The organism is Micromonospora siamensis (genome assembly GCF_900090305.1).
Lineage (GTDB): Bacteria > Actinomycetota > Actinomycetes > Mycobacteriales > Micromonosporaceae > Micromonospora > Micromonospora siamensis.
Window position 1 is genome coordinate 1,051,435 of sequence record NZ_LT607751.1, and the last position, 16,773, is coordinate 1,068,207.

11 protein-coding genes are annotated in these 16,773 nt (G+C 72.2%); 3 read left to right on the plus strand and 8 right to left on the minus strand.

Translation table 11 applies throughout. The annotated features are described in order from the left end of the window. Positions 1 to 178: 178 nt before the first annotated feature. The 3 genes from GA0074704_RS04920 to acs all read right to left on the minus strand — a co-directional run bounded on the left by GA0074704_RS04920 (position 179) and on the right by acs (position 7,902). The gene (locus GA0074704_RS04920) at positions 179 to 2,503 is read right to left on the minus strand and encodes an immune inhibitor A domain-containing protein (RefSeq protein WP_088969394.1); all 2,325 of its coding nucleotides are present in this window, start codon (positions 2,501 to 2,503) and stop codon (positions 179 to 181) included. A 379-nt stretch (positions 2,504 to 2,882) separates the two neighbouring features. Then, positions 2,883 to 5,669: an immune inhibitor A domain-containing protein gene (locus tag GA0074704_RS04925; protein ID WP_088969395.1), complete on the minus strand. Its 2,787-nt coding sequence runs from the start codon at positions 5,667 to 5,669 to the stop codon at positions 2,883 to 2,885. Positions 5,670 to 5,910: 241 nt separating this feature from the next. Beyond that, positions 5,911 to 7,902, minus strand: coding sequence for an acetate--CoA ligase (acs, locus tag GA0074704_RS04930; protein WP_088969396.1), 1,992 nt, complete (start codon positions 7,900 to 7,902; stop codon positions 5,911 to 5,913). Positions 7,903 to 8,077: 175 nt separating this feature from the next. Here acs and GA0074704_RS04935 point away from each other — a divergent pair, with 175 nt between their 5' ends. Beyond that, positions 8,078 to 8,824, plus strand: a complete 747-nt coding sequence (locus tag GA0074704_RS04935; protein WP_088969397.1) for a Fic family protein — start codon at positions 8,078 to 8,080, stop codon at positions 8,822 to 8,824. Positions 8,825 to 8,842: 18 nt separating this feature from the next. On the opposite strand, the gene GA0074704_RS04940 is transcribed toward GA0074704_RS04935, so the two are convergent. The 5 genes from GA0074704_RS04940 to GA0074704_RS29320 all read right to left on the minus strand — a co-directional run bounded on the left by GA0074704_RS04940 (position 8,843) and on the right by GA0074704_RS29320 (position 13,882). Further along, the gene (locus tag GA0074704_RS04940) at positions 8,843 to 9,475 is read right to left on the minus strand and encodes a TetR/AcrR family transcriptional regulator (protein WP_088969398.1); all 633 of its coding nucleotides are present in this window, start codon (positions 9,473 to 9,475) and stop codon (positions 8,843 to 8,845) included. Then, positions 9,370 to 10,734: a methyltransferase gene (locus GA0074704_RS04945; RefSeq protein WP_088969399.1), complete on the minus strand. Its 1,365-nt coding sequence runs from the start codon at positions 10,732 to 10,734 to the stop codon at positions 9,370 to 9,372. Before GA0074704_RS04945 ends, GA0074704_RS04940 begins: the two co-directional genes overlap by 106 nt. Beyond that, positions 10,731 to 11,624: a hypothetical protein gene (locus GA0074704_RS04950; RefSeq protein ID WP_088969400.1), complete on the minus strand. Its 894-nt coding sequence runs from the start codon at positions 11,622 to 11,624 to the stop codon at positions 10,731 to 10,733. Before GA0074704_RS04950 ends, GA0074704_RS04945 begins: the two co-directional genes overlap by 4 nt. 291 nt (positions 11,625 to 11,915) lie before the next feature. Further along, the gene (locus GA0074704_RS04955) at positions 11,916 to 12,722 is read right to left on the minus strand and encodes an HAD family hydrolase (protein WP_088969401.1); all 807 of its coding nucleotides are present in this window, start codon (positions 12,720 to 12,722) and stop codon (positions 11,916 to 11,918) included. 338 nt (positions 12,723 to 13,060) lie between these two features. Continuing rightward, the gene (locus GA0074704_RS29320) at positions 13,061 to 13,882 is read right to left on the minus strand and encodes a VHL beta domain-containing protein (protein ID WP_231926759.1); all 822 of its coding nucleotides are present in this window, start codon (positions 13,880 to 13,882) and stop codon (positions 13,061 to 13,063) included. A 523-nt stretch (positions 13,883 to 14,405) separates the two neighbouring features. Here GA0074704_RS29320 and ssd point away from each other — a divergent pair. Then, complete coding sequence (ssd, locus tag GA0074704_RS04965) at positions 14,406 to 15,461, plus strand: septum site-determining protein Ssd (RefSeq protein ID WP_197697635.1); 1,056 nt, start codon at positions 14,406 to 14,408, stop codon at positions 15,459 to 15,461. Further along, entirely contained in the window at positions 15,458 to 16,669 is a 1,212-nt protein-coding gene (locus tag GA0074704_RS04970) for a TadA family conjugal transfer-associated ATPase (protein ID WP_088969403.1), read from the plus strand. Before ssd ends, GA0074704_RS04970 begins: the two co-directional genes overlap by 4 nt. Positions 16,670 to 16,773 lie beyond the last annotated feature (104 nt).

Genomic DNA, 16,773 nt, shown 5'->3' on the forward strand with positions numbered 1-16,773 from the left:
GCAGAAATTTGTCGACGAAGCTCCGTTGCGTCACATCGATCGCCCATCAGGCCTCCGCTGAGCTGCACGGACGTCGACGATCACCAAAGGGTGACGGATGTCGATCGATACTCGGGGTGCGCACGAGAAAGGGGCCGGAGGCGAATGCCTCCGGCCCCTTTCGGGTGTTGCTACCCGATCAGTTGGTGACCTTGACGACCATGTCGCTGGTCGGGGTGGTGCCCTGCTCCAGGATCTCGATGGTGGTGCCGGTGCCGGCCACCTTCACCGAGTTCCAGGCGTTGCCGTTGGTCCAGTACCTGCCGCTGCCCTTGTCGCTGAAGACCGGCTGCGGGTCCAGCGCCGGAACGGTGACCGCCACGCCGTTCTTGTGGAAGGTCTGCGCCGGCTTGGTGAACTTGCTGAACGTCGCGTCGTACCCGTTGCGCCGGTTGCTGATGGTGCCCTGACCGCCGACGTTGATCTTGTCGGGGCGGACGTCCACCGGCAGGTTCAGGCCGTAGCCCGGGTGCGCCGACGTGTTGTTGTCGCCGTACGCGTAGTTCACGTACCAGACCAGCATGCCGGGCTGGTTCGAGAAGCGCTCGACGAAGTCCGGCCGGGTGTTGCCCCAGCCGAAGTTGTAGCCACCGGTCCGCAGCGTGTCGTCGTAACCGAAGTAGGTCCGGTTCTCGGCGAGGTAGAAGCGGGGGTAGGTGTCGGTGACCGAGCCACCCATCCGGGTGAAGCCCTTGACCGCCCAGTCCGCCGACAGCGTCTCCGCGTCGTCGGTCCACGCGACCGTGCCGTTCTTGGTCAGCGAGATGTTGTCCAGGAACGCGCCGGCGTAGTGCAGGCCACCGTCGGTGGCGTAGCGGTACCGGAACGTGATGGACTTGCCGGCGTACGCCGAGAGGTCGTACGTCGAGTCGACCCAGGCGCCGTTGCTGGAGCCGTCGATGCCGTCCTCGAGGGTGCCGTCGGTGGCCCGCGTGTCGTGCAGGTTGTTCTTCAGCGGCGTCCAGGTGGCCCCACCGTCGGTGGAGACCTCGGCGAAGAGGTAGTCGTAGTCCTCTTCGATCTCGTAGGAGAGCTTCGACGTGATCGACGCGGTGGTCGCGCCGGTCAGGTCGATGGTGCGGGTCAGCGTGTTGTTCAGGCCGTCGGCCGCCCCACCCCACCACTCGTACGACCCGCCGAACGGCGTGTTGTAGTTCGTGGTCTGGGTCTGCGCCGGCAGGTTGACCAGGACCGCCTGGGCCTTCGGCCCGTCGCTGTCGCCGGCCGGACCCAGGGTGACCTGGGTGCTGCCCTTGCCGTAGTCGACCGTGGTGTGGTTAAGCCAGCCGAGGAAGAGCTTCGACCACGGGTCCATGTAGCCCGGGGTCGAGCCGATGTCGTCCTTGCCGTGGCTGAGCCACGAACCGGAGGACATCAGCGTCCAGAAGCCGGTGCCGTTGTCGCCGCCCTGGGTGTCGTACAGGTCCGGCAGGCCGAGGTCGTGGCCGTACTCGTGGGCGAAGACGCCCAGGCCGCCGTTCTCCGGCTCGGTGGTGTAGTCACCGATCCAGAGACCGGAGTCACCGATCTGCACGCCGCCGTCGAGGTTGCCCGACGGGCCGGTCTTGCCCACGCCGGACGCGACCTTCCAGCGGTGCGACCAGATGGCGTCCTCGCCCTGGGCGCCGCCGCCGGCCTCTTCACCCTCGCCCGCGTGCACCGCCTGGAAGTGGTCGATGTACCCGTCGGGCTCGTTGAAGTCGCCGTCGTTGTCGTGGTCGTAGCGGTCCCAGACGTCGAACTGCTTCAGGTATTCCTTGATCTCGGCCTGGGACTTGCCGGCCTTGACCTGAGCCTGGTACCACGCGGCGGCGCTGTCGCGGATGAAGGCCCAGTAGCCGTCGTTCTCCGCGATGTTGTTGCTGCCGTACCGGGCCTCGTTGTAGGGCACGGTGACCCAGTCGCTGACGTCGCCGCCAACGGTGTACCGGCCGCCGGACTGCTTCAGGTAGAAGTCCTTGAACGACTCGCCCGCACCGTAGAACATGTCCATGTAGTGGGCCCGCGAGAAGTCGGACCGCCACAGGGTGCTGTTGTTGTCGGTGGAGCTGCCGTCCCAGTTGCGGTCCGGCTCGGGGATCTGGTTGACCACCGGGCCGGGCGTGCCGCCGGTGGCCGGGTTGGTCTTGTCGCCGAAGTTGACCAGCATGGTGAAGATCGGGTCGGTCTTCGGGGCCTGCTGGTACTCGACGAACACGTCGTCCTTGACCTCGACGACCTTGGAGCCGTTCCGGTTCTGGACCTTGGCCTTGCCGGAGAGCACGTCGGCGATGGCCTGCTTCTTGAGCTCCCGCTGGTGATCCACCTTCGGATCGGGGAGGTTGTCCCTGCCGTGCTTCGCCTTGGTGGTGCCGGAGGTCGGTTCCGCCGCGGGGGTGGCGGCGGACGCCGGCACCGTGACGGCACCGGCTGCCAGCAGCGCGGCCGTGGCCGAGGCCAGGCCTGCTGCGACTCGTCTCCTCAAAGGTCCTCCTCCTTTGTGGAATCTGTTACATGACGGTGACGGACTGCGCCGACGGCTGTCATGTGATTCGTCATCGACGATGGCACGTGATTCGTCACTTGTCACCGGGCAACCAGATAAGTTTCTGAGTATTTTTTGCCTTCAAAAGGGGCTAATGCCGCGTCAGGGCAGCGAAAAATTCAGCTGATTGTCAGCTGGTGATCGCTCGCAGTGAGCGGATTATGAGGTCCCCATAATGGAGCGCCGACCGGCACGAAAATGTCACACGATCTGGCGGGGATCGACGGAGCGGTGTCAGAAAAAGCGGGGCCCGCCCGGAGCAGTGTGCTCCGAACGGGCCCCGCCGGGTGCCCGTCCCGGCGAACCGGGACGTATCAGGTCAGTTCGTGGCCGGGGTGACGCGCACCGTGGCGTACGAGTTGTCCTTGGCGGTCTTCACGATGTTGATCGAGACGCCGTAGCTGACACCGGCGTCGCCCGGGTTGCCCGACCCCAGCACGGTGAACCCGAGGTCGGTGCCGTAGAGCGCCGTCGCCGGGGTGCCGTCCGGGTTGGTGATCCGGGTGGTGTACGGCGCCATGCCCCGGGAGGGGATGACCACCGAGGCGTCGCTGTCGCGGGCGAAGAGCCGGCCGTCACGCGACTCCAGACCCGGGTACCAGCCCTTGGCGTCGGTGAAGCCGGCCACCGGGGCCTGCGCGCCGAAGCTGGTGCAGTACGCGCTGTACGGCTCCGTCGCCGCCTCCAGGCACTCCTTGAAGGGGTACGTCGGGTTCAGCGAGAACGCCGCGTTCGAGGACTGCGGCCGGCTCGGCAGGTTGTCCAACGTCGACGGGTCCTTGACCGCCGCCTCACCCTGCCGGCGCAGCGGCTCGTTGTGCGAGTCGACGATCAGCAGGCCGCCCTTGGCGCCGTAGCTCGGCAGCGCGGTCGCCTGCGCGGTGACGTGGTTGACGTCGCCCAGGGCGGTGTCGCGGTACCAGACCAGCATGCCCGGGGCGTTGTACGAGATCCGGTCGACCTTCCACGCCTCGTGCGAGTAGATCGTGTCGTAGGCGTACTTCAGGCCCTTGTCGAACCCGTCGAAGTTGCGCCACTCGGCCAGGTAGTACTGCGCCTTGACCTGGGTGCCCGAGTCGACGTGCCAGCCCGCGCCGGTGCTGTCGGTGAAGGTGCCGCCGGTCTGGGTCCAGCCGTTCGCACCGCCCTCGACGTCGTCGCTCCAGGTGGTGGTGCCGCCGCCGGTGACCGAGAAGTCGTCGGCGAACCAGCCCCGCTCCAGGAAGGCCGCGTCGGTGGCCTGCCGCAGCCGCAGCTGCACGGTCTTCCCCGCGTACGCCGACAGGTCGACGTAGTCGTGGCGCCAGCCGCCGCTGGAGCCGGTCAGGCCGTACTTCTTGTCGCCGTAGTCGTGCATCCGGCCGCTCGGGTCGGCGTAGCCGTCACCGGTGGAGACCAGCTTGCCGCTCGCGTCGTAGACCTTCTGCTCGGCCCAGGTCGTGCCGCCGTCGGTCGAGACCTCGACGAAGCCGTAGTCCCAGTCCTGCTCGATGACGTAGTTGTTCCACATCCAGAACTTCGCGTCCACCGCGGCCGGGACGGCCACCTCGCGGGAGAGCTTGACGTCGGCCCAGTCCTGGTCGGCGCCCGAGTACCACATCTTGTCGCCGCTGTGCGGCGTCGCCAGGTTGATCACCTTGTCCGGCAGGTCGACCTTGATGCCGTCCTTGGTGCCGACCGGGGTGTTCGAGGTCTGGCCGAGCTGCACGGCGCGCGGGTCGTCGCCCGGCTTGAGGGTCAGCGGGTCGGCCCAGCCGAGGACCCACTTGTCCCAGATCCCCATGTGGGTGGGGAGCGCCTGGAAGATCTCGCCGGAGTGCGAGCCCGAGGCCATCAGGTCCCAGAAGTCGACGTCCGAGTCGGCGCTGCCGGAGGTGTCATAGAGGTCCGGCAGGCCCAGGTCGTGGCCGAACTCGTGGGCGAAGACGCCGACGCCGGCGTCCTCCGGCTGCACGATGTAGTTCGACACCTTCAGCTCCGTGCCGGGGATCGTGTAGCCGCCGGGCACGGCCGAGGAGTGCGCCCAGACCGCGTACGTGCCCTGGTCGCCGCCGCCACGGGACTTGCCCATGCCGGCGTGCACCAGCACCAGGTGGTCGATGACGCCGTCCGGCTCGTTGACGTTGCCGTCACCGTCGACGTCGCCCTGGTCCTCGATGTCGTAGTCGGCCCAGGGGAAGTTCGGGTCCTGCTGTGCCAGCGTGGTGACGGCGTCGGTGGCGAGCCGGCCCGGCCCCTTCGGGTTGTCCGGGTGGCCGAGCATCGTCTGCATCGGCCCGGCGACCCACTCGCCCTTGTCGTTCTTCGAGCAGCGGTCGGCGGCGTACCAGGCCTCCGAGTGCGGCACGGTGATCCACGGGCTGGCCTGCCCGTCGACGGTGTACGCGCCCTTGGACATCTCCAGGTACATGTTGTGCATCGTGCGGCCGGCCAGGCTCACGCCCGGCTTGCCGTCCGGGCCGGTCAGGTCCTTGCGGACCCGCTCGGTGATGCCCTCGGAGGTGTAGAGCATCTTGTCGTAGTGCTCCGGCGAGAAGTCCGGCACCCACATCGAGTTGTTGTCCTCGTGCGGCAGGGACGCCGGGTCCGGGAGGCCGTTGTGCTTCGGGCCGTTCTGCACGGTGCCGAGGACACAGCTCCGGTCCTCGAAGACCGTCTTCGGCACGTACACGTTGCGGAAGTCGTCGTTGGCCTGGTCGTTGAACTCCACGAGCAGGGTGAGCAGCTTGGCCGTCTGGGTGCCCTTGGCCTGCTTGATCTGCCGCGGGCTCTGCCCGGTGCGGATCGCCTTGGCCTCGGTCTTGGCCAGCTGGCGGGCGGCGACCGGGTTGCCGCCGGCGAACTTCCGGTCGTACGCCCGGGCCCGGTCCAGCGCCGGGGCGTACACGCCGTTGCTGCCCTTGACCTCGCGGCCGGCGGTGTCCGGCTGGACCGCCGGCTCGGCGTAGTTGATGTAGTAGTCGCTCGCGCCCGGGTTGGCCTGGACCGGGGCGGCCTGGTGGGCCGCCGCGCTGCCGGTCACGGTCAGTGACGTGGCGGCGAGGGCGATGGCGGGCAGCGCGACGAGTAGGCGTCGGCGCGACCCGGATTTCGGGGATGTGGTCATGCCACTCCGTTTCTCGGGCATGGAGAGGGGAGAGACCCCCGCCGAAGCGCATCGAAGCGACGAATGTCGAAGCGGGGGATGCGGGTGAACCTAGAGGAGATTCCCCCGGGCCGACAGGGGTCGGCTCGCGCCTCTGACCGTTCGGGTGGCGCGGCCCCGCCAACCGACGGAGGTCGGCGCGCCCCGACAGCACGATGGGCGGGCCCGACCGGGCCCGCCCATCGTCGTCCGCGTACGCCGATCAGTCCTCGGCCTTGCCGCCCTGCATGCCGGAGGAGATCAGCTCCATCACCGAGGAGTCCTGGAGCGTGGTCACGTCGCCCAGCGACCGGTTCTCCGCCACGTCCCGCAGCAACCGGCGCATGATCTTGCCGGAGCGGGTCTTCGGCAGCTCCGGCACCAGCATGATCTGCCGCGGCTTGGCGATCGGGCCGAGCGTCTTCGCCACGTGGTTGCGCAGCTCGGCGATGAGCTGCTCACCGGCCTCGCCGGAGATGTCGGCGGTGCCACGCGGGATGGCGAACGCGACGATCGCCTGCCCGGTGGTCGGGTCGGTCGCGCCGACCACGGCCGCCTCGGCCACCGACGGATGGGAGACCAGCGCCGACTCCACCTCGGTGGTGGAGATGTTGTGGCCGGACACCAGCATCACGTCGTCGACCCGGCCGAGCAGCCAGATGTGCCCGTCGTCGTCCTTCTTCGCGCCGTCCCCGGCGAAGTAGATCCACTGGTCGCCGCCGGTGTTGCCGGCGCCCGCCCCGAACCGCGACCAGTACGTCTCCAGGAACCGGTTGTCGTCGCCCCACACCGTGCGCAGCATCGACGGCCACGGCTCCCGCAGCACCAGGTAGCCGCCCCCGCCGTTCGGCACCGACCGGCCCTGGTCGTCGACCACGTCGGCCACCACACCGGGCAGCGGGGTCATCGCCGAACCGGGCTTGGTCTCGGTGACCCCGGGCAGCGGCGAGATCATGATCGCCCCGGTCTCGGTCTGCCACCAGGTGTCCACGATGGGCAGCTCACCCCGGCCGACGTGCTGCCTGTACCACATCCACGCCTCGGGGTTGATCGGCTCGCCGACGCTGCCCAGCAGGCGCAGCGACGACATGTCGAAGCCGGCCGGGATGTCCTCGCCCCACTTCATCATGGTGCGGATCAGCGTCGGCGCGGTGTAGAGGATGGTCACCCGGTACTTGTCGACGATCTCCCAGAACCGACCCTTGTGCGGGGTGTCCGGGGTGCCCTCGTACATGACCTGGGTGGCGCCGTTGGCCAGCGGGCCGTACACGATGTAGGAGTGGCCGGTCACCCAGCCGATGTCGGCGGTGCACCAGTAGACGTCGCTCTCCGGCTTCAGGTCGAAGACCGCGTGCGCGGTGTACGCCGCCTGGGTCAGGTAGCCACCCGTGGTGTGCAGGATGCCCTTCGGCCGGGCGGTGGTGCCGCTGGTGTAGAGGATGAACAGCGGGTGCTCGGCGTCGAACGGCTGCGCGGCGTGCTCCGCCGAGGCGCTCTCCACCGTCTCGTGCCACCAGTGGTCCTTCGCCGACCAGGCGACGTCCTCACCGGTGCGACGGACCACCAGCACGTGCTCGATCGTCGGGCAGTTCGCCACCGCCTCGTCGACGGTCGGCTTCAACGCCGACGGCTTGCCCCGCCGGTAGCCACCGTCCGCGGTGATCACCACCTTGGCGCTGGCGTCCTGGATCCGGTTGGTCAGCGCGTCGGCGGAGAAACCGCCGAAGACCACGCTGTGCGTCGCGCCGATCCGGGCGCAGGCCAGCATCGCCACCGCCGCCTCAGGGATCATCGGCAGGTAGATGGCCACCCGGTCACCGGCGACCACGCCCAGGTCGGTCAGCGCGTTCGCCGCCCGGCAGGTCAGCTCGTGCAGGTCGGCGTAGGTGAGGGTGCGGGTGTCGCCCGGCTCGCCCTCCCAGTGGATCGCCACCTTGTCGCCCCGGCCCGCCTCCACGTGCCGGTCCAGGCAGTTGTACGCCACGTTGAGCTGCCCACCGACGAACCACTTCGCGAACGGCGCGTTCGACCAGTCGAGCACCTGGTCCCACTTCTGCGCCCAGGCCAGCCGGTCTGCCTGACGCTCCCAGAAGGCCAGCCGGTCCCCGGCCGCCTCGTCGTACGCGCCGGCGGTCACGTTGGCGTTCGCCGCGAGTTCGGCCGGGGGCGGGAACTGCCGCGTCTCGTTCAGCAAGTTGGCCAATGCCTCGCTCATGCGGTGACTCCTCCGTCGCGTGACCTGCGTCTCCTACCCGGCTGAGGTTATCCCCGGCGCACTGCCCCCGCGACAGCTCGCCCCCCGCCTCCGCGCCCAGCGGCCCGCCGCACGCGCCGAGATGCAAGCCGGGGTCCGGCGGTGGGAGCGGCGCGTGGGTCGCTAGCGTTGCGGGGTGACCACCGATCCGCTCGCCCCGCTGCTGGAGCTCGCCGACATCGCGCCCGCCGTCGAGCGGGCCCGCGACCACGTCGACCAGGCCATGCGGCACCGCGCCCTGCGCCGCCAGGGCGGCCAGGTCGCCGCCGAGGTCAGCCTCCGGTCCGCGGTGGCCAGCGCCGCCCTCGAGGGGTACGCCCACGAGCGCGAGGCGGTCCGCGCCGGCACGGTCACCGAACCGGTGCTCCAGGGCGCCCTGCGGGTGGCCGGCGCGCTGCCCCAGCTGGTGGAGCTCTGGCCGAAGGCGCCCCGGCAGGCGCTGGCCAAGCTGCACGTGCTCGCCGCGCGGGACGTCGTACCCTCCGAGGAGCTGGGGCGGCCGGTGGCCGACCCGGTGGTCGCGGTCCGGCTGGACGGCCTGGCCGGGCTGGTCGCCGGAGGGACGAAGGTCTCGCCGCTGGTGCTGGCCGCGGTGGTGCACGGCGAGCTGCTCAACCTGCGCCCGTTCGCCGGCCCGTCCGGCGTGGTGGCCCGGGGTGCGGCGCGGCTGGTGCTGATGTCCCGCGGTGTCGACCCGCGCGGCCTGGTGGCGGTGGACGTCGGGCACCGCGAGCGGGAGCCGGAGTACGTCGGCGCGGCCGGCGCCTTCGCCACCGGCACCCCGGACGGGCTGCGGTCCTGGCTCCGGCACTATCTGACCGCGGTGGAGGTGGGCGCCGACCAGCTCACCGCGATCGGCGACGACCTGCTCGCCGCCTCCTGACGGTTCGGCGCGGCCGGCTCAGTCCCGGCGGGCCGCCCGGTTGACCTTGGCCTGCACCGCCCGCCGGGCGATCGGCCCGAGATCGTCCACAATCTCGATGAGTACCGCGAGCTGGTCCAACGCGGCCATCGCCCGTTCGGCGCCGGCCCGGTCCACCCCGTCGTAGAGCTCCAACCCGACGAACGCCGCCGAGACCGCCCGGGCCAGGCCGGGCACGTCGGCCACCTCGGCGAACGGGGAACCGGCCAGCAACCGCCGCAGCACCGACTCGATCTCGTCCACCCAGAGTTGCAGCGCACCGGCCGTCGGGGCGGCCAACCGTTCCTCGGTCTGCGCGCCGGCCAGCATCTGGGCGAGGAAGGAGACGTTGCCCAGGTGCCGCTCCTCCTCGTGCAGGGTCCGCCCGACCTCGAGCAGTTCGCGCAGCGTACCCACCCCGGCGAGGCGGCGCGACCAGTGCTCGACCCGTTCGGCGGTGCTGGCCCGGCAGGCCGCCGTCAACAGGTCGTCCACCGTGCCGAAGTGGTAGAAGACCAGCGCCTGGTTCACCCCTGCGGCGGCGGCGATGGTGCGGGCCGAGATCCCGGCGATGCCGTGCTGCCGGATCGCCGTGATGGTGCCGTCGAGGAGGCGCTGCTTGGTGTCGGACATCGTTCTCCTCGCGGGTTCGCCGGGTGCGGCGCTGCGATCATCGCATCGGTCACCAGCTGCGCGAACCAGGTGACCCCGGGCAGCCGCAGCGTCCAGCCCAGCAGGGCCCAGCCGAGGTGCAGATGCTCGAGAGCGCGGGCGACGGCGGCCACCCCCCGATCCGTGTGACCGTCGCCGCCCGCGTACTCGGCCCGCCACAGCACCCGGGGGTGCGCGGCGGCGGCCAGGATGGTCAGGTTCACTGGAGCCCGGTGCGCCAGGAAACGGCCGGTCGCGGCGCAGGGACCGCAGTCCTCGTCCAGCCAGAGGACGGCGGGCGGCCCGGCCGCGTACGGCCGGCGGCGGGGCCACCAGTCGCGGACCCGGCGCCGGTGGTCCCGCCACGGTCCGCCGTGCCGCCGGGCCAGGTCGTCCTCCTCGTGCGGCCCGGCCACCCCGGCGCCGAAGGCGACGGTCGCGGCGGCCACCCCCAGCAGGGTCAGGCTGCGGGTCGCCGCGGCGGTCAGCAGGATCAGCGCCACGGCGCTGACCTGCATCGGGTTGGCCAGATAGGCGTACGGCCCGGTGGTGACCAGGCGCGGCGGCGGATCCCACGGGTAGGGGGTGCCGCCGCCGCGTACCGCGAACTCCCGCACCGCTGCCAGGGCCGGCGTGGCGGCCAGCAGCGCGAGCTGGCCGAGCACCAGCAGCCGGGAGGCGGGCAGGCCGGTCAGGTGGTCCCAGGAGCCGTCGCCGAACTCGAACGCGACGGTGGGCACGAACCACAGCAGCAACGCGGCGAAGAGCCCCAGCTGGAGCAGGCTCCGCAGGGCCAGGTGACGGCGGTCGGCGCTCCACCGCCCGACCAGTTGCGCCGGCGCCGCCACGGCGAGCAGGCCGAGCAGCTCACCCACCGGCCAGTACGGGCCGAGCCGGACCAGCGGCGACAGCGCCGGCATCGTCACCGTGTCCAGCCAGAGCAGCAGGACCAGGGCGAGGGGCAGGGGAACGTGTCGGCGGAGCAGCACGGGAAGTGGGCCCCAGAGCGCCGACCAGCCGATCCACAGGTCCACCGGCAGCCCGCGGAAGGTGCCGGCCACCGGCGCGAAGCCCCACCAGCCGGCCGTCCGGGCCAGCCCGTCGAGCGCGGCCACGCCGATCCCGGCGGCCACGAAGGCGAGCAGCGCGGCGGCCCGGGCGTCCCGGGAGCGCTCGACCCGGGCGGCGGCCAGCACCGCCAGCAGGGGCAGCGCCAGGCTCAGGTGCCGGGCCAGGATCATCGCAGGGCCAGCATGTCCAGCAGGTGGCCGACGCCCGCGCCGAGCAGGACGTCCTGGAGCGGACCGAAGTACCAGGAGGGGTCGAGCCCGCGTAGGAAGTCGACCCGGACGCGTACCTCGGTGTGACCCGGGTCGACCGGCCGCCAGCGCAGGTCGGCGTGCTCGAAGGCGAGCCAGCGTCCGGTGATCGAGGTGTCCTCGACGAAGCGGAAGGCCAGGTGCCCGGGCTCGTGGGTGGCCACCTCGGCGAGCAGGTGTCCGCCCGGGCCGTGGGAGCTGCCGTGGTAGCCGAACATCCAGCGGTCACCCGGGTCGAGCCCGTCCCCGGCGACCTGCCCCGGGGTGGGGACGCCGAGCAGCCGCAACGGCACCGACCGGACGCCGACCGGGTGGGGGCCGCCGGCCAGCCGGGCGGCGACCTGGTCGGCGGGGAGAGCCACCACCCGCACCACCTCGACCGACTGCTCCGGGTCGAACCGGGGTGCGAGGCCGCTGCCCTCCAGCCCGGGCAGGAGCAGCAGCGGCACGACCAGGATCGCGTACGAGCGCCCGGAGCGGTGGAAGGCTTCGACCACCGCCGTGGTGCCGTGGGCCACCGCGTACACCAGCGGGGCCGCCAGGATGACGCAGACCGCGCCCTCGTGCAGTGCGACCGCGGCCAGGAGCAGGGCGATCGTGGTCACCGAGAAGACCCGGCCGTGCGCCGTACGACCGGGGGTGAGGGCGAGAGCCACGGCCAGCAGCACCGGCAGCGCCACGAAGAGCAGCGCGCTGTCGGCGTGCCCCTGGCTGACCGTGATCACGAAGAGGGCCAGCCCGCAGGCCGCGATCATGCCGGCCAGCACCCAGTTCGCCCTGGTACGCCGTGGCCGTTCGTCCGTGTCGCCCATCTCCGCCTCCCCGTGTTGAGCACCCGCTCAACTCGGAGGGTAGCGGCGATTGAGCACTCGCTCAAGAGGGGTCGAGGATGACGTCAGGACGGGTCGCGGACCGGGTTGCGGCGACGTGGGCGGTGCTGCGGTGGACAAGGGTCGGGTCGCGGCACTCGGGCCGGTTCCAGGGGCGGCCGTCGCGGCGAGGCGCGATTCACGGTCCGATGGACCCGTCGTGGCCGTGCGCCGCAGCCGAATGGCGCCAACCGGGGTCTCCCGGGTTCCCGCGCCGGTGCGACGCGGTGCTGGTCAGGCGGCGGTGACGGCGGTGCGGGTGCGGCGGTGCCGGCCGTACCAGGCGATGCCGATGGCCACCCCGACCCCAACGCCGAGCGCCGCGGCGGCGACCGGCACGGCGGGGCGTTCCCGCAGCCGGCGGCCCAGCGGGATGGGGTGCCGGAACTCCAGCACCGGCCAGGTGTTCTCCGCGGCCAGCTTGCGCAGCGCCCGGTCCGGGTTGACCACGGTGGGGTGGCCCACGCACTCCAGCAGCGGCCGGTCGCTGTACGAGTCGGAGTACGCGTAGCAGTCGGTCAGGTCGTACCCGCGCTCGGTGGCCAGCTCGCTCACCGCGTCGACCTTGCTCGGGCCGGCGGCGTAGAACTCGACCTCCCCGCTGTACCGGCCGTCCTCGACCGTCATCCGGGTGGCGATCACGTCGGTCACGCCGAGCAGCGCGCCGATCGGCCGGACCATCTCCTCGCCGGAGGCGGAGACCAGCACGACGTCCCGCCCGGCCGCCTGGTGCTCCTCGATCAGGGCGGCGGCCTCGGCGTACACGTAGGGGTTGATCAACTCGTGCAGCGTCTCCGCGACGATCTGGCGGACCTGTTCCACCTGCCACCCCTTGCAGAGCGTGGCGAGGTAGTCCCGGGTCCGGGCCATGGTCTGCTCGTCGGTGCCGCCCAACCGGAACATCAGCTGCGCGTACGCCGACTTGACCACGTCCCGTCGGGTGATCAGGCCGTCACGGTAGAACGGACGGCCGAACGCCAAGGCACTCGACTTGGCGATGACGGTCTTGTCCAGATCGAAGAAAGCGGCACTTCGGCCCACGGCGCGAAAGTCTAGCCCGATCACGCAGGGTTGGCGGGTGCCCGGGGCCAGGGAGTTGGGAGATTCCCGGGCCCGCCGCCGTCGCCGCGCCCAAAGTGACGGCGCTCACACACAATGTCATCAAAATTCGGCGGTGAGTAGGGCCGGCGGCACTCGACGTGTGCACGTTGCTGCGGCATGCTTGTCATCACGACGAGTGTTCACGTCTCGTACCCCGGACAGACCCTCGGCGGTTGCACCCCCCGTGACCGCTGAGTGGTTCGGCTCAACCCCCCCGGAGCCGAACCGCCGACGACCCCCGTCACCCCCCCGACGGGGGTCGTCCCTTTCCGGGCGGTTCAGCGGGCGACGGCACGGGCGATCTCCGGGGCGGGCAGGAAGCAGGCGAGGCCGACGCCCCCGGCGTCGGTCACCACCCACGGGTGCCCGACATAGGTCTGCTGGCGGTGCGACTCCCCGGGTTGCAGCGACGCGTAGGGCTGCCGTCGGCCGTCGTAGTCGAGCCAGTAGACCACCACCGGCTGGGACCGGGCGTTGACGAAGTCGACGAAGGTCTCCGGGCCGCCGCCGCTGGACCGCAGGCTCGGCTCCTGGGACGGGGGCAACGGCGAGAGCTCGCCCGGCCCCGGCGTCGGTGGCTGGGTGGTCGGCGGAGGCGGTGGTGGCGGGGCGCTGCTGGCCGGCGCGGTGCTCGGTCGTGCGGTCGGCCGGGGCGTCGGGGTGGCGGTCGGCCTCGGCTTCGCCCTCGGTGAGGGGCGGTGGGTCGGCGAGGCCATCCGGGTCGAGAGCGACACCGGCGCCGGCGAGAAGGTCCGGCTGGGCGCGGCGACCGCCGGGGTCGGCGTGCCCGCGACGCCGATCACCTCGCCGGCCTGGGGTGGTGGCAGCCCCGCCCGGCGCGGTGAGGCGAAGAACGGCTGGAGGGCCAGCAGCACCACGGCGAGCGCGCCGACCCCCACCAGGGTCAGGACGAAGACGGTCCGGGACTCCGCCCGGCCACCCTCGCGCTCCGCGATCGGGCCCGACGTGGTCCAGCCCCGCTGTGACGACTCCTCGGCGCCACGCCGTCGGGGCGTCCACGAAGGAGCAGCTCCCGGCGTACGTCCGTCCGCTCGCGACGGAGATCCGTGTCCGGGCTTGACTTCCGGTGCGTCGGCCATGGCCCCGCTTTCGGCGTCCCCGGTGCCGCCCCACGCGGCACCGGGGAACGATTATCCGGGGCGGTCGTTGCCGGACGTCAATGGTTCCGGAGGGCAAAAACAACGCGAACGTTTGTCAACTGTTTCCGGCCCCCGCGGCCCTGGGTGGAGCCGACCGGCGTGCAGGTCAGACCGACCTGTCGACGGTCGAGCCGGGCACGTAACGAATAGTCGACGCCGATCGCTGATTACGCCGAGAAATCCGAATGGATCATGAATTCGGTACGGAATGGCTGCTCACCGCGGGTGCGGTTATCTTCCCGCAACAATTCGGACCGGCGATCACCCGCAGTCCCCTCCTTAGCAGATCCACCCGGGCGGCGGGGCGTCGTCCACAGCGGCGCCGGTTGTCCACAGGTGACCGTCGGGGCGTCGTGCGGACCGTCGGCCCGGAGGCAGGGTCTGGTCCAGCACCCGAGCCCGACCGCTGGAGGCCACGATGCCACCCCGTACCTTCCCCGCCCGCCCGCGACTGCCGTTGCTGGTGACCTCCGACGGCGACCTGCTCGACGAACTGCTCCGCCTCGCCGCCGCGGGAGGCGCCGAGGTGGAACTCGCCGCCGACCCCGCGGCCGCCCGGGCCCGCTGGCTGCCCGCACCCCTGGTGCTCGTCGGCAGCGACCAGGCGCAGGCCTGCCTGCGCGCCAGACTGCCCCACCGACCCGGGACGGTCCTGGTCGGCCGCGCGGGGCAGCTCGACCCCCGCTGGGAGATCGCCGAGCTGATCGGCGCCGAGCACGTCGCGACGCTGCCCGCCGCCGAGCCCTGGCTGGTCGACCGGTTCGCCGAGTGCACCCCGGATCGCGGTGGCGCCGGCCCGGCACGGATCGTCGCGGTGCTCGGCGGGCGGGGCGGAGCCGGGGCCAGCGTGCTCGCCGGTGGACTGGCCGTCACGGCCGCCCGGGCCCGGCTGCGCACCCTGCTGGTCGACGCCGATCCGCTCGGCGGCGGGCTCGACCTGGTGCTCGGCTGGGAGCAGCTGGAGGGCCTGCGGTGGCCATCGCTCACCGACGCCGACGGTCGGGTCGACGCCCCCGCGCTGGTCCGCGCCCTGCCGAGCCGAGGCGACCTCGTGGTGCTCTCCTGGGACCGGGGCGACCTGCTCAACCTGCCCGCCCAGGCGATGGCCGCCACCGTGGACGCCGCCCGCCGGGGCCGGGACTTCGTGGTGATCGACCTGCCCCGGCAGCTCGACGACGCCGCGGTGATCGCCCTCCAGGCCGCCGAGCGGGTCTTCCTCGTCGTCCCGGCCGAGCTGCGGGCCACGGCGGCGGCCGCCCGGGTCGCCGCCGCGGCGGCACCGCACTGCGCCGACCTGGCCGCCATCGTGCGCGGCCCGGCCCCCGGTCGACTGAAGGCCACCGAGGTCGCTCGCGCGCTCGGCCTGCCGCTGGCCGGGACGCTCCGCCCCGAGCCGGGACTGTGTCGCGGGCTGGAACGGGGCGAGGCCCCCGCAGCGGCCGGCCGCGGCCCGCTCGCCGCGCTCTGCCAGCGGCTGGTCGAGGAACTGACCGGCGCCACCGGCGCGGGTGCGGCATGACCGACCGGCCCGCCGCCGAGGAACTCGCCGCCCGGGTCCGGCGGCGCTTCGCCGCGGCGGACACCCCGGTCACTCCCGCGTCGGTCGTCACCGCCGTACGCGCCGATCCCACGGCCGCCGTCCTCGGCGACACCACCGTGCTGCGGATGGCCGACCGGGTGCACGACGACCTCGTCGGCGCCGGCCCGCTCGCCCCGCTGCTGGCCGACCCGGACGTCACCGACGTGCTGGTCAACGCGGTCCGGGTCTGGGTGGACCGAGGGAACGGGTTGCACCAGGTGGCCGTACCGCTCGGCGGACCGGACGACGTCCGGCGGCTGGCCCAGCGACTCGCCGCGAGCGCCGGCCGGCGGCTGGACGACGGCTCGCCGTACGTCGACGCCCGGCTCGCCGACGGCACCCGGCTGCACGCGGTCCTGCCGCCGGTGGCGACCGACGGGCCCTACCTTTCCCTGCGCACCTTCCGGCAGCGGCCGTTCACCCTCGACGAGCTGGTACGCCACGGCACCGTGCCGCGTCCCGTGGCCCCGGTGCTCGCGGCGATCGTGGCGGCCCGGCTCGCGTACCTGGTCACCGGGGGCACCGGGTCGGGCAAGACCACCCTGCTCAACACGCTGCTCGGGATGGTGCCGTCGACCGAGCGGATCGTGCTCGTGGAGGACGCCGCCGAGCTGCGACCGGTGCATCCGCACGTGGTGGGGCTACAGGCCCGTACGTCCAACGTCGAGGGCACCGGCGCGGTCGGCCTCGGCGACCTGGTCCGGCAGGCGCTGCGGATGCGACCGGACCGACTGGTGGTGGGGGAGTGCCGGGGCGCCGAGGTGGTCGACCTGCTCGCCGCCCTGAACACCGGCCACGACGGAGGGGCGGGGACGCTGCACGCGAACGCGCCGACGGACGTACCGGCCCGGTTGGAGGCGCTGGGCCTGCTCGGTGGCCTGCCCCGGGCGGCGCTGCACGCTCAGGTCGCCGCGGCCCTCCAGGTGGTGCTCCAGGTTCGTCGGGGCGGGAACGGGCGGGTCCTGGAGTCGGTCTGCCTGCTGCTGCCCGAGGGGCCGGACCGGCTGGTCACCGCCGTACCCGCCTGGACCCGTGGGCGCGGGCTCGGGCTGGCCGGCCGCGCGTTGGCGGCGCTGCTGCACGAGCGTGGGGTCGCCGTGCCTCCGCTGCTCTGCTCGACCTGGCCGGGATCGGCGGGCCGGGCGTGAACCCGGCGCTCTGGGCGGTGGCCCTCCTGCTGGGTGCGGCAGCGGTGGCGGTGGCCTGGCCGGTGCGTACCAGCCGGGCCCGCCGGCGCACGGTGCTCGACGCG